The organism is Pulveribacter sp., from assembly GCF_032079985.1.
In the GTDB taxonomy this organism is placed as follows: Bacteria; Pseudomonadota; Gammaproteobacteria; order Burkholderiales; family Burkholderiaceae_C; genus Melaminivora.
In genome coordinates, this window is the sequence record NZ_DAMATK010000001.1 from 860,150 (window position 1) to 885,626 (window position 25,477).

Consider the following 25,477-nt stretch of genomic DNA (forward strand, 5'->3'; position numbering starts at 1 on the left):
GCTGATCTCTCCTGTGCAGTGGGAAATGGGAGCGACGCTGCGCCCCAGGAGCGGTGCCCAGCGCCCGTGGGCTGGGCCGGTACAAGCCGGGCGGCGTGTGCGGCCCGGGCGCGGCCGGTTCAGCGCGTGTTGCGGATCGGCACCTGCATTTCCGCAGGCTTGATTTCGCGCACCAGCTCGGGCACGCCCCAGGCGAAGGCCGGGTCGTCCTTGATGCGGAAGTGGTACATGCTCTGCATGGCCTGGTGATCCTCCTTGCGGAAGGTCATCGTGCCCTTGGGCGTCTCGAAGCTCATGCCTTCCATGGCCTTGATGAGCTTGTTCGTGCCCGTCTCACCGTTCGTGCTCTTGAGCGCCGTGACCAGCGCCATGGCGGCCGAGAAGCCTCCGGCGGTGAAGAAGTCTGGCGGCGTCTTGTACTGCTTGTAGTGCATGGCGACCATGGCGTCGTTCACCGGGTTCTTGGGGATGCCGAAGTAGTAGTACGTCGCGCCTTCCATGCCGGGGAAGTTCTTGTACGCGGCCATGGCCGGCAGGATGTTGCCGCCGGTGAAGACCTCGATGCCGAAGCGCTTCTTCAGGTCCTGCGCCGCCAGGGCGTTGAAGGGCGGGGTGCCGCCGGCCCAGATGACTTCGATGGCCTTGCGCCCGGGCTTGTCCTTGAGCGCATCGACAATGCGCTGGATGCCGGCCGTGAAGTCGGTGGTGTTTTGCGGCAGGTATTCCTCGTGCGCGATCTTGGCGTGCTTGAGCGCGTCCTTGAAGGCTTTCACGCCATCGCGGCCGAAGGCGTAGTCCTGCGCCAGCGTGGCCACGGTGACGCCTTCCTTGTCCATGGCCACGGCGTTGCTGATGGCGTCCTGGCTGCTGTTGCGGCCGGTGCGGAAGATGTACTTGTTCCACTTGTCGCCGGTGATGGCGTCGGCCACGGCGGGCTCGACCAGCAGGATTTTCTTGTACTCCTCGGCCACCGGCAGCATGGCCAGCGCCACGCCGGAGGACGTGGGGCCGACGGCGATGTCGGCCTTGTCATCGGAGTAGGCCGCCGCCAGCAGGCTCTTGCCCAGGTCGGGCTTGCCCTGGTCGTCGCGCTCGAGCACCAGCAGCTTCTTGCCGGCCACGGTCATGGTGCCGCCGGTGGCGTAGTCCAGCCCCATCATCAAGCCGGCCTGGGTCTGCTTGCCGTAGGCCTCCAGCGGGCCGGTCTTACTGTAGACGTGGGCGATGCGGATCTCGGACTGCGCGAAGGCGGGGGCAGACAGCGTGGCGCTGGCGAGGGCGGCCAGAGCCACCAGGGTGCGGCGTTGCATGGCGGTTGTCTCCTGTAGTGATGCACGAGAGACTGCACAAGCCGTGCCAGGAAGCAAGCCGTTGATTTATTATGGAATTTTCCGTTGCAGCGACGGGATTGTCCGAATTTCAGACAATTGCATTGCCTGAAAAACAGACAGTTGTCTGTTCAGCGATCAGGGTTTTCCAGCCGTTCGTAGAGCTTGGCGCGCGAGATGCCCAGGGTGCGCGCGCTGGCCAGCTTGTTGCCGCCGTGGGCCCGCAGGGCGGCGGCGATGGCGCGGCGCTCCAGCTCGGCCACTTGCACGGCCAGCGGGCGCAGCCACTGCTCGTCGCCGGCGTCGGCGCGGGCCTCCATAGGCTCCAGCGGGGCGGCGGGCTCCACGCCGGCCTCGCGCAGCACGCGCGCCAGCTGCTCGGCGTCCAGGCTCTGGCTGTCGCTGCGCATGGCGGCCTGCTCCAGCACGTTGCGCAGCTCGCGGATGTTGCCGCGCCAGGGCTGGCCGGCCAGCAGGGCCAGAGCGCCGGGCAGCAGTTCGGGCGGGGCGTCGCCGCCCCGCAGGGCCAGGTCTTCGCACAGCGCCTCGACCAGCGCCGGGATGTCGCCGCGCCGCTCGCGCAGCGGCGGCACGCGGATGGGCAGCACATGCAGCCGGTAGAACAGGTCTTCGCGGAAGCGCCCCTCGCGCACCAGCGCGGCGAGGTCGCGCGAGGTGGCGGCCAGCACGCGCACGTCGAACGGCACCAGGCGGTTGCTGCCCAGCGGCTCGGCCTCACCCTCCTGCAGCGCGCGCAGCAGCTTGGCCTGCAGGCTGGCCGGCATGTCGCCGATCTCGTCCAGGAACAGCGTGCCGCCATCGGCCAGCTTGAACTTGCCGTCGCGCCCGCGCCGGTCGGCGCCGGTATAGGCGCCCGGGGCCACGCCGAAGAACTCGGCCTCCAGCAGCGTGTCGGGGATGGCGGCGATGTTCACGCTGACGAACGGCCCGCCGGCGCGGCTGGAGGCGGCGTGGATGGCGTGCGCCAGCAGCTCCTTGCCGGTGCCGGTCTCGCCCAGCAGCAGCACCGGGCTGGCCGACTGTGCAGCGCGCCGCGCCTGGCGCTTGACCTCGGCCGCCGCGGGGCTGGAGCCGATGAAGCTGGCAAAGGTGTACTTGGCGCGGCGCTCGCCCGTGCCCGGCGCCGCCAGGCTGCGGTTGCGCTGCGCGGCCAGCTCGCGCCGGGCGTCGTCCAGGTCGCGCTGCATCTGCGCGAACTTGCTGATCAGCGGGCGCAGCGTGGTCTCCGGATGGTCGAAGAACACGATGCCGATGGCGCCGATGACGCTGCCGCCCTCGTCGCGCAGCGGGATGCGGCTGACCACGAAGGTGCCGGCACGGTTGGTGAGCAGGTCGATCAGCTCCGGCTTGCCGGTCTCCAGCACGCGGCGCATCTGGGTGCCGGGGATGGCGTCCTCGACCATCTGGCCGACGAAGTCCTGCACCGAGCCCAGGCCCAGGGCGGGCAGAAAGCGCTGGTAGCTGTCGTTGACCCAGACGATGCGCCCCGAGCGGTCGATGAGGAACATGCCCTCGCTGATGCTGGAAAACAGCTCGAACATGGAGCGCGCCGCCAGGGCGTGGATGCTCTCGGCATCCAGCGGCAGCGAGGCGGTGGGCAGGGAGGCTGTCATCGGCGGCATCGGACGATGGTAGCGCCGGCCGCGGCGCTCACAAGGGCGGCGTCAACCCCAGGAAGTGGTCCAGGATGTGGAAGTGGTCGTCGTGGAACTGGGGCTCCATGGCGCCCAGCTGCGCCAGCGGCACCCAGCGGGCCTCGCTGGCATCGTCGGCGGCCTGCACGGCGGGCAGCGGGCCGCTGCCTTCCAGGTCGAAGTAGTGCACGTGGCTGATGACGCGCCCGCGCTGGCTGCGGTCCGGGTGGTCGAACACGGCCACGCCGCGCAGCGCGGCGCGCAGCTGCGCCTCGGGCAGGGCGCACTGCGTCTCCTCGGCCAGCTCGCGCAGGCAGGACTGCCACAGCGTCTCGCGCTGCTCGATGAAGCCGCCGGGCAGCGCCATCAGGCCGCGCCCGGGCGCCTGGGCGCGGCGGATCAGCAGCACCTGGTCCTGGCAGCGCAACAGCGCGTCCACGGTGACGAACACGGGCGGGTAGGGCGCACCGGCCCAGGCGGCGCGGTACGCGCGCAGCATGCGCCACTCCTGCTGCAGATCGGCGTAGTGGGGCGTGGCGGCCAGCGCCTGCAGCTGGGCGCGCGTGGCCTCGGGCAGGCTGGCGGCCAGCGGCGCCAGGGCGGCGTCCAGCGCGCCAGGGGCAGCACCCAGCCAGGCGTCGCGGATGCGGGTGGCGTCGATGTCGCCCTGGCGCGGCAGGTCGACCAGCTGCCAGTCGGGGAACCACGCCAGATAGCTGCTGCTGGCGTCCTTGAAGTGCCCGACCAGCGCGATGCGCGCGCCGGCTTCCACATGCGGCGCCACGGCTGCGCGCACGGCCGACACCCAGCGCGCCTGGTCGTAGTAGTCGCGCACGGGCAGCACGCGCAGGCGCGCAGCCTCCTGCGGCGCCAGTGCGCCGCGCAGCATGGCCGCGCGCTCTTCCCAGGTGAAGGGGTTCTTGGGTGTGCGCGCCTGGAAGGCCGAGCCGGCGATGACGATGACCTGGCGCGCCTGCGCCAGCGCCTCGCGCAGCAGGGCCAGGTGGCCGCTGTGCACGGGCTGGAAGCGGCCGATCAGGATGGCGGTGTCGAGCATGCGGGATTGACTATCAAAAAGAGAGCTGCCAGCGCTTGATGGGCAAGCGCTGGAGGCCATTTTGGCTGTTATTTTGCGGCGGGCTCAGCCCAGGCGCGCGGCGATCGGCATCTGCCGACCGTAGGCGCCGAAGGGGCGCGGGCGCAGGCGCAGCACGGGCGCGGCCTGGTGGCGCTTGTACTCGCTGATGGCCATCAGGCGGCGCACGCGCTGCACCAGGGCGCGGCCTTCCTCGCTGCGCTGCTGCTCCTCGACGAAGGCGCGGGCGGCCTGGTACTGCGCCGGCGGCAGAGCCGGGCCTTCGACCAGGAACTTCAGCACCTCGTCGAGCACCGGGTAGGGCGGCAGGCTGTCGTCGTCGCGCTGGCCCGGGGACAGCTCGGCCGATGGCGGCTTGTCGATGACGGCCTGTGGTACCAGCTCGCGCCCGGCCCGGGCGTTGAGGTGGCGCGCCAGCTCGAAGGCCTCGGTCTTGTAGATGTCGCCGATCAGGCCCAGGCCGCCGCAGGTGTCGCCGTACAGCGTGCAGTAGCCCACGGAGATTTCGGACTTGTTGCCGGTGGTCAGCAGCAGGTGGCCGAAGGTGTTGGAGTACTCCATCAGTACCGTGCCGCGGATGCGCGCCTGCACGTTCTCCAGCGCCAGGCCGGCCAGCGGCTGGCCGAAGCTGCCCTGGAACTGCCCGCCATAGGCGGCCACCAGGTCGGCGATGGGGTGGCTGAGCAGCTCGATGCCCAGGTTGCGGCCCAGCGCCAGCGAATCCTGAACCGAGCCGGCGGTGGAAAAACGCGAGGGCATGGTGACGCCCACCACGTTCTGCGCGCCCAGCGCCTGCACGGCCAGGGCCAGGGTCAGGGCGCTGTCCAGCCCGCCCGAGCTGCCCACCAGCACCTTGGCAAAGCCGCAGCGGCGCGCATAGTCCTGCAGGCCCAGCACGATCTGGCGGCGGTAGAACTCCATGAGCGGCAGGCCCTGGGTCAGCACGTCCGCCAGCGCCTGGCCGCGCGCGCCGCTCAGGCGGCCGCCGTCGTGCAGCTCCAGCAGGGGCGCGTCCTCCTCGAAGCGCAGCGCCTCGAAGACCACGCCGGCGCCCGGCACGGCGGCCAGCGAGCCGCCGTCGTAGACCAGGTCATCGTGCCCGCCCACCTGCTGCACGCTGACCAGCGGCGCGCGCAGGCGCTCGCTGGCCTGGGCGCACTCGGCATGGTGCCGGGCGCGCCGGCCCAGGCAGCTGCTGCGCGCGCCGATGTGCACCACCAGCCCGGGGGCTGCGCCGGCCAGGGCGGCGGTGGTTGCCTCGTCCTGAAGGTCCTCGCCCACCACGAAGCCCACCCGCACGCCGCCAATGTCCAGCAGTTGGGGCGCGCCGGCCGGGCCTGGCGCGAAGTGGCGGCGCAGGTCCGGATCGCCCTGCGCGGCCAGTTGCCGGCGCGCCACGGACAGGCGCAGCTGTCCGCCCTGCAGCACCAGCAGGCTGTCGTGCGGCAGGGCGTTCGGACCGCCCGCGTGGGCCGTGGGCGCGCCCAGCACCCAGTGCAGGTCGGGCAGGGCCGCGCTTTCGCGCTGCAGCAGGGCCAGGGCGGCGTCCACGCGGTCCAGGAAGCCGGGTTCGGCCAGCAGGTCGCCGGGCTGAAAGCCCGTGACGGCCAGTTCGCCGAACACGATGAGCTGGGCGCCTTCGCCAGCCGCCTGCCGCGCGGCGGCGGCCATGCGCTGCGTGTTGCCTTCGATGTCGCCCACGGTCGGGTTGAGCTGGGCCAGGGTGATGCGGAGCATGGTGTGACTCGTTGATTCAGTCGTTGACGTTGAAGACCTGGCGCAGGTAGGCCAGGAACGTAGCATCGTCGCACAGCGTCTTGCCGGGCGTATCGGAAAGTTTCGCCACCGGTTGGCCGTTGGCGCGCACCAGCTTCATGACGATGTTCAGGGGCGTGAGGCCCAGGTCGTTGGTCAGCTGGGTGCCGATGCCAAAGCCCAGCTGCACCCGGTCGCCGAAGTGGGCGTACAGCTGCAGCGCGCGCTCCAGGTTCAGCCCGTCGGAGAACACGAAGCGCTTGGTGGAGGCGTCGATGCGCAGTCGCGCGTAGTGCGCCAGGGCCTTTTCACCCCACGCGACGGGGTCGCCCGAGTCATGCCGCAGGCCGTCGAAGAGCTTGGCAAAGTACAGGTCGAAGTCGGCCAGGAAGGCGTCCATGCCCACGGTGTCCGTCAGCGCGATGCCGAGGTCGCCGCGGTATTCCTGCACCCAGTCCTCCAGCGCGGCGATCTGGAAGTCGCGCAGCCGCACGCCCAGCGCCTGGTAGGTCTGCAGGTATTCGTGCGCCATGGTGCCGATGGGCACCAGCCCCAGGTCGCGCGCCAGCAGCACGTTGCTGGTGCCCTTGAACCAGGCGGGCGCTTGTTGCGCGAAGGCCTGCACCACCTCGCGCTGCCAGGCGCCGCTGTAGCGCCGGCGCAGGCCGAAGTCGAACATCTCGAAGGGGTGGCGCAGGCGCGGGCCTTGCGCTGCGCAGCGCTGCAGGCGGGCCACCTTGGCGGACAGGCGCGCGCGGCCCTCGGCGAGCGCCGCTGCGCTGTCGAACTGGCGGAAGTACAGCTCGTTGACGATGGCCAGCACGTAGATCTCGAAACCCATCACGTGCACCTGCGGGCCGCGCGCCACGATGGTGAGCTGCTCGCCCTGGGCCCGCGCCTCGATGAAGCCGCGCTGGAACTGGAAGATGCGCAGGAAGTCGATGAAGTCGCTCTTGATGAAGCGCAGGCCGGCCAGATAGTCCAGCTCATCGGGCGCGAAGCGCAGGCGGCACAGCGCGTCCAGCTCGGCGTTGACCGCGTCCACCAGCGAGGCCAGCGGGTAGGCCGGCTGGTTGCGGCAGACGAAGCGGTACTCGGCCTGCGTCTGCGGGTGGCGGTGCAGCAGCGCCTGCCACATGGTGAACTTGTACAGGTCGGTGTCCAGCAGGCTGGTGATGATGGGGGCCATGGATCACTCCTTGTTTGATAGCTGCTGGCGCTTGACTGGAGCGCGTTAGAGGCTGATTTCGCTTGAAACTGCCAGCCGTGCGCCCTGGGCCTGCATGGCCTGTAGGAAGGCGGCGTGCTGGGCCTCGAAGCCAGCCACCGGACTCATGCAGTCGGTCAGCAGCACCAGGCGGCTGGGCTGCCATCCGGGCACGCGCTGCGGCAGGTGGCGCAGCAGGTCCTCGGTGGTGGCGCGCACGCAGTGGCTGCTGGCCTGGCCGGCGACCAGGAGCAGCTCGGCCTGGCCCAGCGCGTCCAGCAGCCGGGTGTTGGTGTCGGTGCCGGGATCGAGCGGGTCGGGCACTTCGGCAAGCACGGCGCTGTAGTGCTCGGTCCAGGGGTTCATGCCCTTGAAGACGTTGGCGACCGCACGCTGGCGGCGCGCCTGCCATTGGCCGCAGGCGGCCAGAACATCGGCGTGCACGCCGTGGCCCCAGCTGCCGATCTCGCAGTGCACGGGCCAGACCATGAGCGTGTAGCGGCCCTGGGCCTCCAGCGCGTCCATGTAGGCCAGCACGCGCCCGCGGGCGCTGGCGTCGCACGGGGCGTATTCGCCGCTGCGCACCTGCGCCGCCGTGATCGGCGTGAAGGGCGCCACCGGGGCGCCGCCCTCGCGCTGCCAGAACAGCGGGTGGGCCACGTCGTAGCGCTGGTGCGAGTCCAGCGTGACGGTGATCTGGTCGATGCGATCGCCCTGCGCAGCAATCAGGGCGGCCAGGCGCTGCAGGTCGGCATGGGCGCCCGCCACGGGCAGGGTAGGGGCGATGGCCGCGCCGCTAGCGGCGTCGCGCCCGTGCCAGCTGGCGGGCAGGTCGCAAAAGTCGTTCTGGGGGTCGATGGCGAGCAGGTGGATGGCGGTCATGTCGGCTTCCCGGTGCGATGGGGCCAGTGTAGTGGCGTTAGTTTATGTGCGCAACTAACTGGCGCGTCCGACCTTTGCCCAGCGGCCGGCGGGGCGCCGGTGGTAGTCTTGTTAGTCCATGCCTGATCCAAAGTCCTCAAACCCAGCTTCCGGCACCGTGCTGTGCACGGTCGATGCCGTCCTGCTCACGCTGCAGCAGGGCGCGCTGCAGGTGCTGCTGGCACGCCGCGAACGCGCGCCGTTTGCAGGCACCTGGGCCCTGCCGGGCGGCTTCATCCATCCCTGGGAAGACGCCGACGCGCAGGCCAGCGCCCTGCGCGTGCTGCAGGAGAAGGCAGGCGTGCGCCCGCCCTACCTGGAGCAGCTGGCCACCTTCTCCGGCCCGGCGCGCGACCCGCGCGGCTGGTCGCTGGCGGTGGTGTACTGCGCCCTGGTGCCGGCCGAGCGGCTGCAGGGCTTGGGTGAAGGTGTGTGCCTGGCTCCGGTGGACGGCCTGCCGGCGCTGCCCTTCGACCATGGCGACATCGTGCGCCAGGCGGTGGGGCGGGTTCGCGGCAAGAGCCAGTATTCGTCGCTGCCCGTGCATCTGTGCGGCGAGCAGTTCACGCTGCCGCAGCTGCAGGCGGTCTACGAGGCGGTGCTGGGCGAGCCGCTCAACAAAGTGAGCTTTCGCCGCAAGATGGACGAGCTCGCCATGCTGGAGCCCGTGCCCGGGGCGCTGCAGGGCGGCGGCGCCCACCGCCCGGCCCAGCTGTACCGGCTGCGGCCGGCGTTCCGGCGCAGCCTGTCGCTATCGGCGCGCGGCCTGTAGCCTTATCGCAGTGCCTTGCGCGCCGCGCCCACGCCCAGCATGGCCAGCACCACGAACAGCACGGCGAGGGCCACGAAGATGAAGAACAGGACCTTCGCGATGCCGGCTGCGCCGGCGGCAACGCCGGTGAAGCCCAGGGCGCCCGCGATGAGCGAGATGATGGCGAAGATGAGGGCGTACTTGAGCATGTGGAGCCTCCTTGTGCAGTAAGCCGACGGCGGGTGCCGCGGTGTTGCCTAAGGTAGGAGCTGCCCCGATCCAATCCCGTCGGCCGCTGAAGTCGGCCTGCGTAGGAGCCTGCTGATAACGCTACCGGTTTGCGCGAATAAGCTCCTGAGGCCACGGCCACGCCGCCACTCGAGCGGGCCGCGGGGCCTTACAGCCCCGCCGCTGCACGCAGCGCCTGGGCCTTGTGCCGCAAGGCTGCCGAACCCGCTGGCGCGGGTCGCCGGGCCTTACAGTCCGGCCGCTGCCCGCAGCGCGGCAGCCTTGTCCGTCCTCTCCCAGGTGAACTCGGGCTCCTCGCGGCCGAAGTGGCCGTAGGCGGCGGTCTTGGCGTAGATGGGGCGCAGCAGGTCCAGCATCTGGATGATGCCCTTGGGCCGCAGGTCGAAGTGCTCGTGCACCAGCGCGGCGATCTGCTCGTCGGGGATGACGCCCGTGCCCTCGGTGTAGACCGTGATGTTCATCGGCCGCGCCACGCCGATGGCGTAGGCCACCTGGATCTGGCACTGGCGTGCCAGGCCCGCGGCGACGATGTTCTTGGCCACGTAGCGCGCGGCGTAGGCGGCCGAGCGGTCGACCTTCGTCGGGTCCTTGCCCGAGAACGCGCCGCCGCCGTGCGGGCAGGCGCCGCCGTAGGTGTCCACGATGATCTTGCGGCCGGTGAGACCGCAGTCACCCTGCGGGCCGCCGATGACGAAGCGGCCGGTGGGGTTGATCAGGTACTTGGTGTCCTGCAGCCACTCCTTGGGCAGCACGGGCTTGATGATTTCCTCAATGACGGCCTCGGTGAAGCTGGCCTTCATCTTGGTCGCGCTCTCGCTCTGGTCGGGGCTGTGCTGGGTGGACAGCACCACGGTGTCGATCGAGTGTGGCTTGCCGTCCACGTAGCGCATGGTCACCTGGCTCTTGGCGTCCGGGCGCAGGAAGGGCAGGCGGCCGTCCTTCCTCAGCTGGGCCTGGCGCTCGACCAGGCGGTGCGCGTAATAGATGGGCGCGGGCATCAGCTCGGGCGTTTCGTCGCAGGCGTAGCCGAACATCAGGCCCTGGTCGCCGGCGCCGGTGTTCAGGTGGTCGTCGCTGGCGTGGTCCACGCCCTGGGCGATGTCGTTGCTCTGCTTGTCGTAGGCCACCAGCACCGCGCAGCCCTTGTAATCGATGCCGTAGTCGGTGTTGTCGTAGCCAATGCGGCGGATGGTGTCGCGCGCCACCTGGATGTAGTCCACGTGGGCGTTGGTGGTGATCTCGCCCGCCAGCACCACCAGGCCGGTGTTGGTCAGCGTCTCGGCGGCCACGCGCGAGCGCGGGTCCTGTTCGAGGATGGCGTCAAGGATGGCGTCCGAGATCTGGTCAGCCACCTTGTCGGGGTGGCCTTCGGAGACCGATTCGGACGTGAAGAGGAAGTCGTTCGCCATTTGAATAAACTCCGGTGTTTGTCGTCAGCAGCTTGTTTGGGCGTTGCCCAAAGCCCTGCGGGAGCTTCATGGCGAACGCTTTAGCAGTTGTGTTTAACGTCGCCCTGCAAGTTGCTCATTTAACTCGGCGACCCCGTCATTTTAATGCCAACCGTTTTTCGCCTTTTCTCTGCGCTGCCTTTGTGGCTGCTGCATGCCGTCGGCGCGGCGCTCGGATGGGTGGTGTTTTTCGTCTCGCCCACCTACCGGCGCCGTTTCATCGACAACGCCGCGGGCGCGGGGTATTCGCTCGCCGACGTGCGCGCGGCCGTGGCCCATGCCGGGCGCATGGTGGCCGAGGCGCCACGCCTGTGGTCCGCCCAGAAGCTGCCGCCCTGCGAGATGCGCAACGCCGAATGCGTGCAGCGCGCCTGGGCCGCCGGCCGGGGCGTGGTGTTCCTCACGCCGCACATCGGCTGCTTCGAGCTGTCGGTGCAGGCAACCGCCCAGCGCTGGTCACCGGTGCACGGCCCCATCACCATCCTGTACCGCCCGGCGCGCCAGCCCTGGCTGGCCCGGGTGATGGAGACGGCGCGCAACCGCCCCGGCATCGAGGCCGTGCCCACCACGCTGCAAGGCGTGCGCCAGCTGCTCAAGGCGCTGCGCCGTGGCGAGGCCGTGGGCCTGCTGCCCGACCAGGTGCCGCCGCTCGGCCTGGGCGTGTGGTCGCCCTTCTTCGGCCGCGAGGCCTACACCATGACGCTGGCCGCGCGCCTGGCGCAGCAGACGGGCGCCGCCGTGGTGCTGGTGCGGTGCGAGCGGCTGCCGCGCGGGCGCGGCTACGTGCTGCACTTCGAGGACATGCCGCAGCAGCCCCTGGCGCCCGAGCTGGACGCGGCCGTGCTGCAGATCAACCAGGCCATGGAACACCTGATTCGCCAAAGTCCCGGGCAGTACCTGTGGGGTTACGCCCGCTACAAGCACCCGCGCAGCGAAAAGCATGCCGGCGCCCCGGCGCCGGAGGCCGGCGCGTGAGCGTGGCGCTGTCGCGCCTGGGCGTGGCGCTGATGGGGCTGCTGGCGCGCCTGCCGCTGCCCCTGCTGCGCGCCTTGGGGGCCGGCATCGGCCGGGTGCTGTTCGTGCTGGCCGTGCCGCGCCGCCGCGTGGCACTGCGCAACCTGGAGCTGTGCTTTCCCGAGGTGCCGGCGGCGCAGCGCCGCGCCTGGGCGCGCGAGTCCTTCGTGCTGTTTTGCCAGACCTTCCTGGACCGCAGCTGGCTGTGGTCGGCGCCAGAGGACGTAGTGCGCAGCCGCCTGAAGCTGGTGGGCGCCACCTCGGAGCTGGAGGGCGACACGCCCACCATCATCTTCGCGCCGCACTTCTACGGCATGGACGCCTGCGGCCTGGCGCTGCTGCTGCAGGCGCCGCGCCCCTCCACCTCCATCTTCGCGACCCACCCCAATCCCGTGCTGGACGCCTGGTTCATGGCCGGGCGCCAGCGCTTTGGCAACGTGCGCATGCTCAACCGCGCCGCCGGGGTCAAGCCCATCGTCTCCTGCCTGCGCAAGGGCGGCATGTTGTACCTGCTGCCCGACATGGACTATGGCCGCCAGGACTCGGTCTTCGTGCCCTTCTTCGCCGTGCCCGACGCGGCCACCATCCCGTCGCTGTCGCGCTTTGCGCGGCTCGGCAAGGCCAAGGTGGTCGCGCTGTACAGCCGCATGACGCCGGACGGCTACGTGGCCGAGCTGACGCCCGCCTGGGAGAACTTCCCCACCGACGACCACGTGGCCGACACCGCCCGCATGAACCGCGAGCTGGAGGCGGCCATCCGCACCATGCCGGCGCAGTACTACTGGGTGCACCGGCGCTTCAAGACGCGGCCCGAGGGGCAGCCGCCGCTTTACTAGCAAAATTGGCCTCCAACGCCCGCCATTCAAGCGCGAGCAGCTATCAAAACGGGAGTTATTCGGCCAGAAAACCGGCCAGCGCGGCCTGTACCAGGTCGGGCTGCTCGTGCACGATCCAGTGCGAGGCGCCGGGCACGGGCTGCACCCGCAGGCGCGGCACCCAGGCGTCCAGTCCGTCTAGCAGACCGGGGAGCAGGGCCGGGTCGTCCATGCCCCACAGCACCAGCGTGGGCCGGGCCACGGTGAGCAGCTGCGGCGGCAGCTGCACGGCGTGGACGCGCTCGTCGCCGTCGCGCGGCGGCGCCAGCGGACTGGCGCGGTAGTAGTGGCAGGCGCCCGTCAGCCCGGCGCTCCACACGGCGCGGTACTGCGCGCGCAGCGCGGGCGTGAGCCAGTCGGGCGCGCTGCCGTCCGGCCGGTCGAAGAAGCCGAACAGGCGCCGGAAGCCGTCCTCGGCCAGCAGCTGTTCGGCGTCCGGGCGGCGCAGGAAGTGCATGTAGGCGCTGGCCGCCTGCTGCGCCGGGCTGTGCTGCAGCTCGCGCAGGAAGGCGCCGGGGTGGGGCGCGTTCAGGATCATCAGGCGCTGCAGCAGCTGCGGGTGCAGCGCGGCCAGATTCCAGGCCAGGGCGCCGCCCCAGTCGTGCGCCACCACCGCGGCGGCGCCGGCCGGGCCCGCCTCGGCGGCGATCAGTGCCGCCAGGTCCTGCACCAGGGGTTGGGCGCGGTAGCTGGCTTCATCGGCCGGGCTGCTCGACGGTGCATAGCCGCGCAGGTAGGGCGCCACGCAGCGGTAACCGCCGTGGGCGGCCTGGGCGAAGTGCGCGGCCAGCGCGTCCCACACAAAGGCGCCTTCGGGAAAGCCGTGCAGGAATAGCAGCAGCGGGCGGCCCGGCGCGCCCGCCACGCGGCAGTGCAGGGTGATGCCGTGCGGCAGGTGGTGTTCGATGGTGTCCATCATGCGCTATGCCTTTCGTAGCTGCCAGCGCTTGATGGGCAAGCGCTCAGGGCTGATTTGGTTCGGAGTCTGGTTCGGCTTCGGGCGCGGGCTCGACCGGCGGGTGTGCCCACTGCCACAGCAGCTGGGCCACCTCGTCCACGCCCTGGCGCTTGAGCGCGGAGAACATCCTGACCTCGCCACCGCCCGCCTGCAGTCGCGTGATCGACAGCGCCTTGGCCTGCTCGGCGCGGGTCAGCTTGTCGGCCTTGGTCAGCAGTACCAGGAATTTCAGGCCGGCTTCGACGCGCGGACGCACGGCGTCCAGCAGCGCCTCGTCCAGCTCGGTCAACCCTAAGCGCGGGTCGCACAGCAGCACGATGGCCGTCAGGCTCTCCCGCTGCAGGAGGTAATTGAGCATCACGCGCTGCCAGCGCTGCTTGTCCTCGCGCGAGACGGCGGCGTAGCCGTAGCCGGGCAGGTCGGTCAGCACGGCGTCCATGACGCCCTGGCGGCCCAGGGCGAACAGGTTGATGTGCTGGGTGCGGCCGGGCTTCTTGGAGGCGAAGGCCAGCTGGCGCTGCTGCGTCAGGGTGTTGATGCAGGTGGACTTGCCGGCGTTGGAGCGGCCGACGAAGGCGATCTCCGGCACGTCGATGGGGGGCAGCTGGTGCAGCTGGGCGGCGGTGGTCAGAAAGCGCGCGGTGTGCATCCAGCCGAGGGCGACCTTGGCGTCAGGCTCGGGTGCGGCGGCTGGCGCGGCGGGTGGGGTCGTCATCACGGGGCGGGTTTAATCCAGGACAAGGTTTGGCGCGCAGGGGCGCCGTGGCGTGCATTGTAGAATCGCGGGGTTTTGCGCCCTTCACACAAGAACCAGTCCACGTTATGAAGTTGCTCGCCTCCCTGCTGATGGCTGCCGCGCTCGCAGCCCCCGCCCTTCCGGCCGCCGCTGCCGACGCCGCTGCGGCCCCGGCCGCGTCAAAGGCTCCTGCGAAGCCCGACCTGGCCAAGGGCGAGGCGACCTACGGCACGGTGTGCGTGGCCTGCCATGCCGCCGACGGCAACTCCACCATCGCCGCGAATCCCAAGCTGGCCCAGCAGCACCCCGAGTACCTGGTCAAGCAGCTGCAGGAGTTCAAGTCTGGCAAGCGCGCCGACCCGGTGATGCAGGGCATGGCCGCCATGCTGAGCGAGGACGACATGCGCAACGTCTCCTGGTGGCTGGCCTCCAAGGCAGCCAAGGACGGCTTTGCCAAGGACAAGGACCTGGTCGCCCTGGGCGAGCGCATCTACCGCGGCGGCCTGCAGGACCGCAACATCGCCGCCTGCGCCGGCTGCCACAGCCCCAACGGTGCCGGCGTGCCCGCCCAGTACCCGCGCCTGTCGGGCCAGCATGCCGACTACACCGTCAAGCAGCTCAACGACTTCCGCGCCGGCAAGCGCGGCAACAGCGCGCAGATGACGGACGTGGCCTCCAAGCTGAACGACCGCGAGATCCGCGCCGTCTCCGACTACATCGCCGGGCTGCGCTGACCGGCAGGTTGATTCACATCAAGCCAGTGGGGGCTCGCTAGGCCCTGCTGGAACCTGCGGCCGATAATGCCACCCAAGACGGGCGGGCCCATCTGAACGGATGGCCCGCCCTTTGTTCGTTTGCACCACCCGAACGCCCGAGCCTTCGTCTTCCTCTTCCATGTCTGACACCACCCTGGGCGCGCGCAGCGCCCCGCGCCTGCAACAGGCGCTGCGCCCGGTCACCGAGCTGCTGGCGTCCATGCGTTTCGCCATCGCGCTGCTGACGGTGATCTGCATCGCCTCGGTCATCGGCACGGTGATGAAGCAGCATGAGCCGCTGAACAACTACGTCAACCAGTTCGGCCCGTTCTGGGCCGAGCTGTTCCTGGCGCTCAAGCTCAACGCGGTCTATAGCGCCTGGTGGTTCCTGCTGATCCTGGCCTTCCTGGTCATCAGCACTTCGCTGTGCATCGCCCGGCACGCGCCCAAGTACCTGGCAGACATCCGCAACTACAAGGAAGACATCCGCGAGAAAAGCCTGCAGGCCTTCGGCATGAAGGCCAGCGGCAGCCTGGCCGCCGAGGCCCCCGAAGCCGCGGCCAGGCGCATCAGCCACCAGCTCGCGCACCGCGGCTGGAAGGTGCGCGTGCAGCCGCGCGAGACCAGCGCGGGCCACGGCTTCATGGTGGCGGCCAAGGCCGGCGCGGCGCACAAGCTGGGCTACATCGCCGCGCACAGTGCCATCGTGCTGATCTGTCTGGGCGGCCTGCTGGATGGCGACCTGATCGTGCGCGCCCAGATGTGGCTGGGCGGCAAGACGCCCTACCAGGGCGGCGGGCTGATCTCCGAGGTGGCGCCCGAGCACTGGCTGTCTCCTCGCAACCCCACCTTCCGCGGCAACCTGGTGGTGTCCGAGGGCACGCAGTCCAGCACCGCCATCCTGAACCAGTCGGACGGCCTGCTGCTGCAGGAGCTGCCGTTCTCCGTCGAGCTGAAGAAGTTCATCGTGGAGCACTACTCCACCGGCATGCCCAAGCTGTTCGCCAGCGAGGTGGTGATCCACGACAAGGCCACGGGCGAGGCCACGCCGGCGCGCATCGAGGTCAACCATCCGGCCAGTTACAAGGGCGTGGAGATCTACCAGTCCAGCTTCGACGACGGCGGCTCGCAGGTGCGCCTGCGTGCCCGCCCGCTGGTGCCCGGCGTGGCGCCGTTCGAGGTGGACGGCGTGATCGGCGCGTCCGCCCAGCTCGAGCGCGGCAAGCTGCCCGAGGCGGCCACGCTGGAGTTCACCGCGCTGCGTGTGCTGAACGTGGAGAACATGGGCGAGGAGGGCCCGGGCTCGGGCGCCGACGTGCGCAAGGTGGATCTGCGCGGCTCCATCGAGTCGCGCCTGGGCGCCGGCAACAAGACCGTGACGCGGCGCGAGTTGCGCAACGTCGGCCCCAGCATCGGCTACAAGCTGCGCGACGCCTCGGGCCAGGCGCGCGAGTTCCACAACTACATGCTGCCCGTGGACATGGGCGACGGCCAGCTGCCGGTGTACCTGCTGGGCGTGCGCGACACCCCGACCGAACCGCTGCGCTACCTGCGCGTGCCGGTGGACACCGAGGGTGGCATGGACGGCTTCGTGCGCCTGCGCGTGGCCCTGGCCGATGCGCAGCTGCGCGCGCAGGCCGTGCGCCGCTACGCCGCCCTGGCGGTGGACGAGTCCCGCCCCGACCTCGCCGAGCAGCTGATCCAGTCCGCCACACGCGCGCTGGCGCTGTTTGCCGGCGACGGCCAGGACGCCCAGGGCCGTGGCAACGGCGGGCTGCAGGCGGTCTCGCAGTTCATCGAGGCCAACGTGCCCGAGGCCGAGCGCGAGCGCGCCGGCGAGGTGCTGGTGCGCATCCTGAATGGCGCGCTGTTCGAGCTGGCCCAGCTCACCCGCGCCCAGGCCGGCCTGGCGCCCATGCCGCTGGACGATCGCACGCGTGCCTACATGACGCAGACCGTGCTCTCGTTGAGCGACGCGCAGGCCTACCCGGCGCCGGTGGCGCTGGAGCTGGTCAACTTCAAGCAGGTGCAGGCCAGCGTCTTTCAGGTCGCACGCGCGCCGGGCAAGAACGTGGTCTACCTGGGCTGCGCGCTGCTGATCCTGGGCGTGTTCGCCATGCTCTACGTGCGCGACCGGCGCCTGTGGGTCTGGCTCACGCCCGAGGGCGGCGGCGCGCACGCCACCATGGCCATGTCCACCAACCGCAAGGTGCTGGACAACGGCCGCGAATTCGCCCAGCTCACCACTCAGGTCCTTGGCTCGCCGCCTTCCGGAGGTACATCCACATGAATACCGCTGCCACCTCAACCACTCCCGCCGCCTACACGCTGGACCAGGGCTACTTCGCCCGGCGCACCTGGGTGGACTGGCTGTTCGCCCTGGTCGTCACGGTGGGCGGGCTGTTCGCGCTGCAGCGCTACGGCGCGCACATGGACGTGTACGAGAAGGGCATCCTGCTGGGCTCCATCCCCACCGCCGTCTGGCTGGGCTGGTTCTGGCGCCCGCTCATGTGGCTGATGGTCGTGGTGGCGGCGCTGTCGCTGTCCGCCATCGGGCTGTACCAGGGCGACGCCGGCGGCGACCTGGCGCGCGCCGACACCGTGTTCGGGCTCAAGTACTTCCTGTCCAGCCAGTCCGCCATCCTGTGGATGAGCATGCTGTTCTTCATGAGCACGGTGTTCTACTGGATCGGCATTTTCGCGGGCGGCGAGCGCCAGACCATGATGCGCATCGGCTCGCGCGTGGCCTGGGTGGCCGTGGGCCTGGCGCTGATCGGCACCATGGTGCGCTGGTACGAGAGCTACCAGATCGCTCCCGATATCGGACACATCCCGGTGAGCAACCTGTACGAAGTGTTCGTCATGTTCTGCTGGATGACGGCGCTGTTCTATCTGTACTACGAAGAGCAGTACGGCACGCGCGCCCTGGGCGCCTTCGTCATGCTGGTGGTGAGCGCCGCCGTGGGCTTCCTGCTGTGGTACACGGTGGTGCGCGAGGCGCACGAAATCCAGCCCCTGGTGCCGGCCTTGAAGAGCTGGTGGATGAAGCTGCACGTGCCGGCCAACTTCATCGGCTACGGCACCTTCGCGCTGGCGGCCATGGTGGCCTTCGCCTACCTGATCAAGCAGCAGGCCAGCGAGACGCGCTGGTGGAAGCTGGCGCCGCTGTGGCTGCTGGGCATCGTGCTGTGCTTTGAGCCGCTGGCCTTCCGCCAGGACGCGGCGGCCGGCGGCGGCAGCAGCTACTGGATGGTGTACTTCGGCATCTCGGCGCTGATCGTGGGCGGCATCCTGCTGGCGCGCAAACGCATCGCCGCGCAGCTGCCGGCGCTGGAGGTGCTGGACGATGTCATGTACAAGGCCATCGCCGTGGGCTTTGCCTTCTTCACCATCGCCACCGTGCTGGGCGCCCTGTGGGCGGCCGAGGCCTGGGGTGGCTACTGGAGCTGGGACCCCAAGGAAACCTGGGCCCTCATCGTCTGGCTGAACTACGCCTCCTGGCTGCACATGCGGCTGATGAAGGGCCTGCGCGGCACCCTGTCCGCCTGGTGGGCGCTGGGCGGCCTGGCCGTCACCACCTTCGCCTTCCTGGGCGTGAACATGTTCCTGAGCGGCCTGCACAGCTACGGCACGCTATGAATACAGGAGCTGCCAGCGCTTGACTGGCAAGCGCTGGCAGCGGTTTTCATTGGTATTTTTTCGGAATCGGCGCGGTTCAACCCATCTGGGCACCCAGGAAATGCGCCCGCCGCCCGCACCGCGGCGCGCCTTGCGGCAGACTGGTCTCCTTGCTGCCTTTTCCAGAGAGCCTGCCATGCGCATTCCTAGCCACGACAACGGTTTCACGCACCCGCACGCCAGCGAGATCACGCCCCGCGCCACCTATGAAAACCGCCGCACCCTGCTGCGCCAGCTGGCCGCGGGCGCCGGCGGGGCGGCGCTGGCCGTCTGGGCCGGCCGTGCGGCGTTGGCGGCCGATGGCGCGCTGGTGGCGCCGCCTGGCAAGCTGGCGCCGCTGCCCGCGCGGGCCTCGGCCGTGCCGGGGGCGATGACCATGGAAAAGCTCACCGACTACCAGGACGCCACCACCTACAACAATTTCTACGAGTTCGGCACCGACAAGGGCGACCCGGTGAGGAACGCAGCCACCCTGAAGACCCGGCCGTGGACGGTGGCCGTGGAGGGCCTGGTCAACAAGCCGCGCAGCTTCGACATCGACGAGCTGCTGAAGCTGTCGCCGCAGGAGGAGCGCATCTACCGCCTGCGCTGCGTGGAGGGCTGGTCCATGGTCATCCCGTGGGTGGGCTATTCGCTGGCCGAGCTCATCCGCCGCGTGGAGCCGCAGGGCAGCGCCAAGTACGTCGAGTTCGTCACCCTGGCCGACAAGCCCGCCATGCCCGGCGTGAACAGCCGCGTGCTGGACTGGCCCTACACCGAAGGCCTGCGCATGGACGAGGCGCTGCATCCGCTCACGCTGCTGGCCTTCGGCATGTACGGCGAGGTGCTGCCGAATCAGAACGGCGCGCCGGTGCGCATCGTCGTGCCGTGGAAGTACGGCTTCAAGAGCGCCAAGAGCATCGTGAAGATCCGCTTCGTCGAAAAAGAACCCGGCACTGCCTGGAACAAGGCCGCGAAGAACGAGTACGGTTTTTATTCCAACGTGAACCCGGACGTGGACCACCCGCGCTGGAGCCAGGCCACCGAGCGGCGTATCGGCGAGGGCGGCCTGTTCGCCAAGCGGCGCAAGACGCTGCCGTTCAACGGCTACGAGGCGCAGGTTGGCCAGCTGTACGCCGGCATGGACCTGAAGAAGTTCTATTGATGGCGGCGCTGCAGGGCCGGGCGGCGGCGCGCGGGCAGTGGCTGCTGACGCCCTGGGCCAAGCCGCTGCTGTTCACCCTGTGCCTGGCGCCACTGGCCTGGCTGGTGTGGGGCGCCGCGGCCGACCGCCTGGGCGCCAACCCGGCCGAGGCGCTGATCCGCTCACTGGGCGACTGGACGCTGCGCCTGCTGTGCCTGACGCTGGCCGTCACCCCCGTGCGGCTGGCCTTGAAGGCGCCTGCGCTAGCGCGCTTTCGGCGCATGCTGGGCCTGTTCACCTTCTTCTACGCGCTGCTTCACCTGATGAGCTATGCCGTGTTCGACATGGGGCTGGACGCCGGCGAGATCGCCCGCGACATCGCCAAGCGCCCCTTCATCCTGGTGGGCATGGCGGCGTTCGCGCTGCTCACGCTGCTGGCCGCCACCTCGTTCAACCGCGCCATGCGCTGGCTGGGCGGGCGCAACTGGCAGCGCCTGCACCGCAGCGTGTACCTGGTCGCCGTGCTGGCGGTGCTGCACTTTTGGTGGATGCGCGCGGGCAAGAACGACTTTGCCGAAGTGGTGGTCTACGGCGTCATCCTGGCCGCGCTGCTGGCCGCGCGACCCCTGTTGCGCCGGCGTAGCAATACTCAAAAAAGATAGCTGCTCACGCTTAATTGGCGGGCGCTGGAGGGTGATTTGGCTTGTAAAGCTCTTTATCGTCCCACAGCCTGCAGGGCCGGGCGCACCTGGCGCGTGGCCGGGTCGATCTGGGCCGTAGGCAGCTGGTAGGCGCGCTCGTCGAACAGGTCGATGCCGCAGGCCAGGCCGTCCAGCCATTGGTAGAAATCCTCGATGGCCTGCTTGCCCAGGATGGGCGCGCCGTGCTGCGGCACGAGCATGGCCACGTCCAGTTGGCGCGCCATGCGCGTCCACAGCCGCAGAATCTTGTTGGAGACCATGTAGCGGCGGTGAAAGCCCTCCATGCGGGCGATGTGCGGCGCCAGCTCGGTAACGGGCACGCGCGCCTCGGCGCCGCTGGTCATGGACACGCCCAGGTCGCCGGTAAACAGGATGCGGCTGACCGGGTCATAGAAGTGGAAGTTGCCCTCCGAGTGCATGAAGTGCGCGGGCAGCAGCACCAGCTCCTGCCGGCCCAGCGGCAAGTGGCCGCCGCCGTCAGGCACGGCAATGACGCGGTTTTCCGTCTTGCCGGCCTTGGTGAAGTGGGGCGCAAAGCGCTCCCAGATGCGCGAGATGACCAGCTTGGCGGGCGTGCTGGTCAGCCAACGGTCCAGCGAGGCGATGATGTCCGGGTCGGCGTGCGAAGCGATCAGATAGGACAGCTTGTGCGGAGGGAAGTGCTTGGTCATCCCCATGAACAGCTCGTTGAACGCGAGGTTACCGCCGGGGTCGATGATGGCGCCGGTGTCGCCGTCCACGATCAGGAACTGGTTGGCCTGCACCGCCTGTCCGTCTTCCTCGACGAGGTCGGTGAACATCAGGCAGGCGTGGTTCCTGTCGCGGTATAGCTCGATGGGTTCCAGGGACATGCGGCACTTCCAGAAGGGGAAAGCCCAAATAGTAGGGCCGCCAGGATGGTTAATCCTTGATGGGCATCAAGCTTCGCCGTCCACCAGTCTCTCGTTGCGAAACAGCTCCACCACACCCTCGCGCGCGCGCACCAGATGGGCACGGGCGCCGTCGACAAGCACTTCAGCCGGGCGCGGGCGGCTGTTGTAGATGCTGGCCATGGCGCTGCAGTAGGCGCCGGCGGACAGCACCGCCAGCTGGTCGCCGGCGGTCACGGCCAGGCTGCGGTCGCGCCCCAGCCAGTCGCCGCTCTCGCACACCGGGCCGACCACGTCATACAGCGTGCCCTCGGCGCCTGGTTGCTGCTGCAGCGGCACGATGGCGTGGTAGGCCTGGTACATCGCCGGGCGGGGCAGGTCGTTCATGGCGGCGTCGACGATGCAGAAGTTCTTCTGCTCGCCGGGCTTGAGGTACAGCACCTCGGTCAGGCACACGCCGGCGTTGCCCACCAGCGAGCGGCCGGGCTCGATCATGAGCTGGCGGTCACCGTAGCCGCGCGCATCCAGGCGCGCCAGCAGCTTGGCCCACAGGGCGTCGGCAGCGGGGGGTGTGTCGCCGTTGTAATTGATGCCCAGGCCGCCGCCGAAGTCGATGTGGTGGATGGAAATGCCCGCGGCCTCGACGGCGGACACCAGGTCCAGCATGCGCTCCAGCGCATCCATGAACGGCGTTTCCTCGGTGATTTGCGAGCCGATGTGGCAGTCGATGCCCACCACGCGCAGCCCGGGCAGCTGCGCCGCACGCTGGTAGGTGGCCAGCGTGCGCTCGTGTGCGATGCCGAACTTGTTACCCTTCAGGCCGGTGGAGATGTAGGGATGGGTCTTGGCGTCCACATTCGGGTTGACGCGGATGCTGACCGGCGCGCGCAGGCCCATGGCGACGGCCACCTCGCTGAGCACCTCCAGCTCGGCCTCGCTCTCGACATTGAAGCAGCCGATGCCGGCCTCCAGCGCCTGGCGCATCTCGGCGCGGGTCTTGCCCACCCCGGAGAAGATGACCTTGGCCGGATCGCCGCCGGCGGCGAGCACGCGCTGCAGCTCGCCACCGGAGACGATGTCGAAGCCGCAGCCATGGCGCGCGAACAGCTGCAGCACGGCCAGCGAGGAATTGGCCTTCATGGCGTAGCAGATCTGCACCCGGCGCCCGGCAAAGCCGCGCTGGTAGGCAGCCAGCGCGTCCAGCATGGCGCCCTGGGAGTAGACGTACAGCGGCGTGCCGTGCTCGTGCGCCAGATCGGCCAGGCGGCAGTCTTCGAGATAGAGCGACTGGTCGCGGTAGTGCAGCTGGGGCTGGCCGGGCAGGGGAGAGGGGATCATGGACGTGTGGAGATGGAGGAGGCAGGAGCTGTCGGCGCCACGGCGGCGGCAGGTGCCGGCCGTAGCGTGTCGGGCAGGCTGGCACGCTGGGCGGCCGCCGGCTCGGTAGGAAGGTAGAGCGGGCCGCGCTGGCCGCAGGCGGCCAGGGATGCCACGGCGGCAGCAAGGCAAAGGGTGCTGGCTAGAATGCGGCGGCTTGTGAGCATCTGCAAATTGTAGTAATGACCGACCTGGAATTCATGGACCGCGCCGAACAACTGCTGCTGGCGGTGGAGCGCGGCTGCGACCGCATCAACGACGAGACGGACTGCGACCTGGACAGCCAGCGCACGGGCGGCATGGTCACCGTGTCGTTCGCCAACCAGAGCCAGATCATCGTGAATCTGCAAAAGCCCCTGCACGAGATCTGGATGGCGGCGCGCTCGGGCGGCTACCACTACCGGTGGGACGGCGAGCAGTGGCGCGACACCAAGACTAGCAGCGAATTCTTTGCCGACCTGAGCCGCGCCGCCAGTGACCAGAGCGGCCAGGCGCTGCGGTTCGCGTCCTGACCCCCTTGCTCTTTTCTTTTAATTCCTGAACAGGTCGAGGATGCGGTTGCGCTCCTCGGCAGGCGGCGGAGCGGTGGGTGCCAGGGCGGGCGGGCTCTCGCCCGAGGAAGGCATGCTCGCCTCTAGGCCGACGCTGGATACGCCGCCGGTGCGCACGTATTCGTCGTAGTACCACTCGCCGCTGACGTTGGTCACTCCCGCAGGCACCGTGGGCTCGGCCACGGGCACACCTTTAAGCGCCTTCTCCATGAAGCTGATCCAGATGGGCAGGCTCAGGCCACCGCCGGTCTCGCGGCTACCCAGGTTGCGTGGCGTGTCGTAGCCGATCCAGGACACGGCGGCGATGGTGGGCTGAAAGCCGGCGAACCAGGCGTCCACCGCGTCGTTGGTGGTGCCGGTCTTGCCATACAGATCGGGGCGCTTGAGCGTCGCCTGAGCGCGCGCTGCGGTGCCGGAGCGGGTAACCTCCTGCAGCAGGCTGTTCATGACGAAGGCGTTGCGCGCATCGATGGCGCGCGGGTTGTCCGCCGTGGCCGGTGGCTGCACGTTGGACAGGATGCGCCCCTTGTGGTCGGTGACGCGGGTAATCAGGTAGGGATTGACGCGGTAGCCGCCGTTGGCGAACACCGAAAAGCCTGCCACCATCTGCATGGGCGTGACCGAGCCCGCGCCCAGCGCCATGGGCAGGTAGGCCGGGTGCTTTTCAGCATCGAAGCCAAAGCGCGCCACCCACTGCTGGGCCACCTTCGGCCCCACGGCCTGCAGGACGCGGATGGACACCAGGTTCTTGGAGCGCGCCAAGCCCGCGCGCATGGTCATCGGGCCGTCGTACTTGCCGTCGTAGTTCTTGGGTTCCCAGGGTTGGCCGCCCGTCACGCCGGCGCTGAAGAACAGCGGCGCATCGTTGATCACGGTGGCCGGGGTGAAGCCCTTTTCCAGCGCTGCGGAGTAAATAAAGGGCTTGAAGGCGGAGCCCGGCTGGCGCCAGGCCTGGGTGACGTGGTTGAACTTGTTCTTATCGAAGTCGAAGCCGCCCACCAGCGCCCGGATGGCACCCGAGCGTGGATCGATGGCGACGAAGGCGCCCTCGACCTCGGGCAGCTGGGTGATCTCCCAGGTCTTCTTGGGCGTTTGCACCACGCGGATCACGGCGCCGCGCCGCACGCGGATGTTGGGCGGCGCCTTGTCGGAGAGCCCGGACTGGGCGGGCTTGAGCCCGTCGCCGGTGATCTCCAGCTTCTCGCCGTCGGCGCGCGCCGCGACGATCTTGCGCGGGGAGGCCTCCAGCACCACGGCGGCCAGCACGTTGCCGTTGTCCGGGTGGCCAGCCAGTGCGTCGTCGATCGCATCCTCGGCCTCGGCGGCGGAGGTGGGCAGATCCACAAAACGCTCGGGTCCGCGATAGTGCTGGCGGCGTTCGTAATCCATGATGCCCTTGCGCAGCGCCAGGTAGGCGGCCTCCTGCTCGCCGGCATTGAGCGTGGTGTAGACGTTCAGGCCGCGGGTGTAGGCCTCGTTGCCGTACTGGGCAAAGATCAGCTGGCGCGCCATCTCGGCCACGTACTCGGCATGGATGCGTGTGTTGTCGCTGGGCGAGCGCAGGCGGATGGGCTCAGCCTTGGCTTCAGTGGCCTCCTGGGCGGTGATAAAGCCGTTTTCCTGCATGCGCTCGATGATGTAGAGCTGGCGTACGCGCGCGCGTTTGGGGTTGCTGATGGGATTGTAGGCCGACGGGGCTTTGGGCAGACCAGCCAGCATCGCAGCCTCGGCAATGGAGATGGATTTCAGTGGTTTGCCAAAATAGGTTTCGGCGGCCGCCGCGAAACCGTATGCGCGATTACCCAGATAAATCTGGTTCATGTAAATCTCGAGAATCTGGTTTTTTGATAGCAGATGTTCGAGCTTGAATGTGAGTAATATTTCGTAAATCTTTCTGGTAAATGTTTTTTCCGAAGAAAGATATACGTTGCGTGCTACCTGCATGGTAATTGTGGATGCGCCCTGGCTCTTGACCCGACCCAGGTTGGCCAGCGCCGCGCGCAGTACGCCCTTGTAGTCCACCCCGCCATGCTGGAAGAAGCGTGAGTCTTCAATCGCCAGCACTGCATTGGTCATCACCGGCGGGATGTCTTCGATGGGGGTCAGGTTGCGCCGCTCCTCGCCAAACTCGCCCAGAAGGGCGCCTTCGGTCGAGTACACCCGCAACGGCAGCTTGGGCCGGTAGTCGGCCAACTCGGAGATATCCGGCAGATTGGGGTAGGCCACCGCCAGTCCCAGCGCCACGGCCAGCACCGCGACGGCGGCCCCGGCCGCCGCGAGGCCCAGCAGCCAGGCCAGCGCAAGCAGAGGCCAGCGCACCCAGCGCGGCAGTCTGGGGGAGGGCGGAGGGGATTTTTTGGTGGGTGGCGTCGTCGTCATGAGGGCGGGATCTAGCGAACCGACCATTATAAAAATGTGGCGCGAAGGGCT

At 69.1% G+C, this 25,477-nt stretch carries 23 protein-coding genes; 9 read left to right on the top strand and 14 right to left on the bottom strand.

Features of this window, described 5'->3' with window-relative positions; genetic code table 11:
* Nucleotides 1–119: 119 nt before the first annotated feature.
* The 6 genes from RT282_RS03970 to RT282_RS03995 form a co-directional block, all read right to left on the bottom strand.
* Nucleotides 120–1,310, bottom strand: a complete 1,191-nt coding sequence (locus tag RT282_RS03970) for a substrate-binding domain-containing protein (protein ID WP_313311949.1) — start codon at nucleotides 1,308–1,310, stop codon at nucleotides 120–122.
* A gap of 149 nt (nucleotides 1,311–1,459) precedes the next feature.
* A complete protein-coding gene (locus RT282_RS03975) occupies nucleotides 1,460–2,971 on the bottom strand; it encodes a sigma 54-interacting transcriptional regulator (protein WP_313311951.1) in 1,512 nt (503 codons plus the stop codon).
* Between the two features lie 28 nt (nucleotides 2,972–2,999).
* A complete protein-coding gene (locus tag RT282_RS03980) occupies nucleotides 3,000–4,040 on the bottom strand; it encodes a bifunctional nicotinamide-nucleotide adenylyltransferase/Nudix hydroxylase (RefSeq protein WP_313311955.1) in 1,041 nt (346 codons plus the stop codon).
* 84 nt (nucleotides 4,041–4,124) lie between these two features.
* The gene (locus RT282_RS03985) at nucleotides 4,125–5,816 is read right to left on the bottom strand and encodes an NAD+ synthase (protein WP_313311957.1); all 1,692 of its coding nucleotides are present in this window, start codon (nucleotides 5,814–5,816) and stop codon (nucleotides 4,125–4,127) included.
* Nucleotides 5,817–5,832: 16 nt separating this feature from the next.
* Nucleotides 5,833–7,023, bottom strand: coding sequence for a nicotinate phosphoribosyltransferase (pncB, locus tag RT282_RS03990; protein WP_312307114.1), 1,191 nt, complete (start codon nucleotides 7,021–7,023; stop codon nucleotides 5,833–5,835).
* Between the two features lie 45 nt (nucleotides 7,024–7,068).
* Nucleotides 7,069–7,923, bottom strand: coding sequence for a cysteine hydrolase (locus tag RT282_RS03995; protein ID WP_313311959.1), 855 nt, complete (start codon nucleotides 7,921–7,923; stop codon nucleotides 7,069–7,071).
* 118 nt (nucleotides 7,924–8,041) lie between these two features.
* Between RT282_RS03995 and RT282_RS04000 the strand changes: the two genes are divergently transcribed.
* Nucleotides 8,042–8,734 carry an NUDIX hydrolase gene (locus RT282_RS04000; protein WP_313311960.1) on the top strand — a complete coding sequence of 231 codons (693 nt, stop codon included), beginning with the start codon at nucleotides 8,042–8,044 and terminating at the stop codon, nucleotides 8,732–8,734.
* 2 nt (nucleotides 8,735–8,736) lie between these two features.
* On the opposite strand, the gene RT282_RS04005 is transcribed toward RT282_RS04000, so the two are convergent.
* On the bottom strand, nucleotides 8,737–8,922 hold the full coding sequence (locus RT282_RS04005; RefSeq protein ID WP_312760109.1) for a DUF1328 domain-containing protein: 186 nt from the start codon (nucleotides 8,920–8,922) through the stop codon (nucleotides 8,737–8,739).
* 267 nt (nucleotides 8,923–9,189) lie between these two features.
* Entirely contained in the window at nucleotides 9,190–10,371 is a 1,182-nt protein-coding gene (gene metK / locus RT282_RS04010; protein ID WP_312307117.1) for a methionine adenosyltransferase, read from the bottom strand.
* A gap of 144 nt (nucleotides 10,372–10,515) precedes the next feature.
* Between metK and RT282_RS04015 the strand changes: the two genes are divergently transcribed.
* Nucleotides 10,516–11,385 carry a lysophospholipid acyltransferase family protein gene (locus RT282_RS04015; RefSeq protein ID WP_313311963.1) on the top strand — a complete coding sequence of 290 codons (870 nt, stop codon included), beginning with the start codon at nucleotides 10,516–10,518 and terminating at the stop codon, nucleotides 11,383–11,385.
* 2 nt (nucleotides 11,386–11,387) lie between these two features.
* Nucleotides 11,388–12,260 carry a lipid A biosynthesis acyltransferase gene (locus RT282_RS04020; RefSeq protein ID WP_312307033.1) on the top strand — a complete coding sequence of 291 codons (873 nt, stop codon included), beginning with the start codon at nucleotides 11,388–11,390 and terminating at the stop codon, nucleotides 12,258–12,260.
* A 55-nt stretch (nucleotides 12,261–12,315) separates the two neighbouring features.
* Here the strand turns inward: RT282_RS04020 and RT282_RS04025 are convergent, their stop codons facing one another.
* Both RT282_RS04025 and yihA read right to left on the bottom strand, forming a co-directional pair.
* Nucleotides 12,316–13,218 carry an alpha/beta hydrolase gene (locus tag RT282_RS04025; protein WP_313311966.1) on the bottom strand — a complete coding sequence of 301 codons (903 nt, stop codon included), beginning with the start codon at nucleotides 13,216–13,218 and terminating at the stop codon, nucleotides 12,316–12,318.
* 43 nt (nucleotides 13,219–13,261) lie between these two features.
* Nucleotides 13,262–13,972, bottom strand: a complete 711-nt coding sequence (gene yihA, locus RT282_RS04030) for a ribosome biogenesis GTP-binding protein YihA/YsxC (protein WP_312307027.1) — start codon at nucleotides 13,970–13,972, stop codon at nucleotides 13,262–13,264.
* Nucleotides 13,973–14,079: 107 nt separating this feature from the next.
* Between yihA and RT282_RS04035 the strand changes: the two genes are divergently transcribed.
* The 5 genes from RT282_RS04035 (at nucleotide 14,080) to RT282_RS04055 (ending at nucleotide 20,211) form a co-directional block, all read left to right on the top strand.
* On the top strand, nucleotides 14,080–14,727 hold the full coding sequence (locus RT282_RS04035; protein WP_312307028.1) for a c-type cytochrome: 648 nt from the start codon (nucleotides 14,080–14,082) through the stop codon (nucleotides 14,725–14,727).
* A 160-nt stretch (nucleotides 14,728–14,887) separates the two neighbouring features.
* Nucleotides 14,888–17,038, top strand: coding sequence for a cytochrome c biogenesis protein ResB (locus tag RT282_RS04040; RefSeq protein WP_313311967.1), 2,151 nt, complete (start codon nucleotides 14,888–14,890; stop codon nucleotides 17,036–17,038).
* Nucleotides 17,035–18,387, top strand: coding sequence for a c-type cytochrome biogenesis protein CcsB (ccsB, locus tag RT282_RS04045; protein ID WP_312307030.1), 1,353 nt, complete (start codon nucleotides 17,035–17,037; stop codon nucleotides 18,385–18,387). The genes RT282_RS04040 and ccsB overlap by 4 nt, the downstream gene beginning before the upstream one ends.
* A 175-nt stretch (nucleotides 18,388–18,562) precedes the next feature.
* Nucleotides 18,563–19,570, top strand: a complete 1,008-nt coding sequence (msrP, locus tag RT282_RS04050; RefSeq protein ID WP_313311970.1) for a protein-methionine-sulfoxide reductase catalytic subunit MsrP — start codon at nucleotides 18,563–18,565, stop codon at nucleotides 19,568–19,570.
* On the top strand, nucleotides 19,570–20,211 hold the full coding sequence (locus tag RT282_RS04055) for a protein-methionine-sulfoxide reductase heme-binding subunit MsrQ (RefSeq protein ID WP_313311971.1): 642 nt from the start codon (nucleotides 19,570–19,572) through the stop codon (nucleotides 20,209–20,211). The genes msrP and RT282_RS04055 overlap by 1 nt, the downstream gene beginning before the upstream one ends.
* Before the next feature lie 53 nt (nucleotides 20,212–20,264).
* On the opposite strand, the gene RT282_RS04060 is transcribed toward RT282_RS04055, so the two are convergent.
* From RT282_RS04060 to lptM, 3 genes are all read right to left on the bottom strand, one after another.
* Nucleotides 20,265–21,101, bottom strand: coding sequence for an MBL fold metallo-hydrolase (locus RT282_RS04060; protein ID WP_313311973.1), 837 nt, complete (start codon nucleotides 21,099–21,101; stop codon nucleotides 20,265–20,267).
* Between the two features lie 66 nt (nucleotides 21,102–21,167).
* Nucleotides 21,168–22,457, bottom strand: a complete 1,290-nt coding sequence (gene lysA, locus RT282_RS04065) for a diaminopimelate decarboxylase (protein WP_313311975.1) — start codon at nucleotides 22,455–22,457, stop codon at nucleotides 21,168–21,170.
* Nucleotides 22,454–22,663 (bottom strand): LPS translocon maturation chaperone LptM, encoded by a 210-nt coding sequence (lptM, locus tag RT282_RS04070; protein ID WP_313082190.1) that lies wholly within the window; start codon nucleotides 22,661–22,663, stop codon nucleotides 22,454–22,456. Before lptM ends, lysA begins: the two co-directional genes overlap by 4 nt.
* Before the next feature lie 15 nt (nucleotides 22,664–22,678).
* On the opposite strand from lptM, the gene cyaY reads away from it, so the two are divergent.
* Nucleotides 22,679–23,008 carry an iron donor protein CyaY gene (gene cyaY / locus RT282_RS04075; protein WP_313311977.1) on the top strand — a complete coding sequence of 110 codons (330 nt, stop codon included), beginning with the start codon at nucleotides 22,679–22,681 and terminating at the stop codon, nucleotides 23,006–23,008.
* 18 nt (nucleotides 23,009–23,026) lie between these two features.
* Here cyaY and RT282_RS04080 read toward each other — a convergent pair whose 3' ends face one another.
* The gene (locus RT282_RS04080) at nucleotides 23,027–25,426 is read right to left on the bottom strand and encodes a penicillin-binding protein 1A (RefSeq protein WP_313311978.1); all 2,400 of its coding nucleotides are present in this window, start codon (nucleotides 25,424–25,426) and stop codon (nucleotides 23,027–23,029) included.
* Nucleotides 25,427–25,477 lie beyond the last annotated feature (51 nt).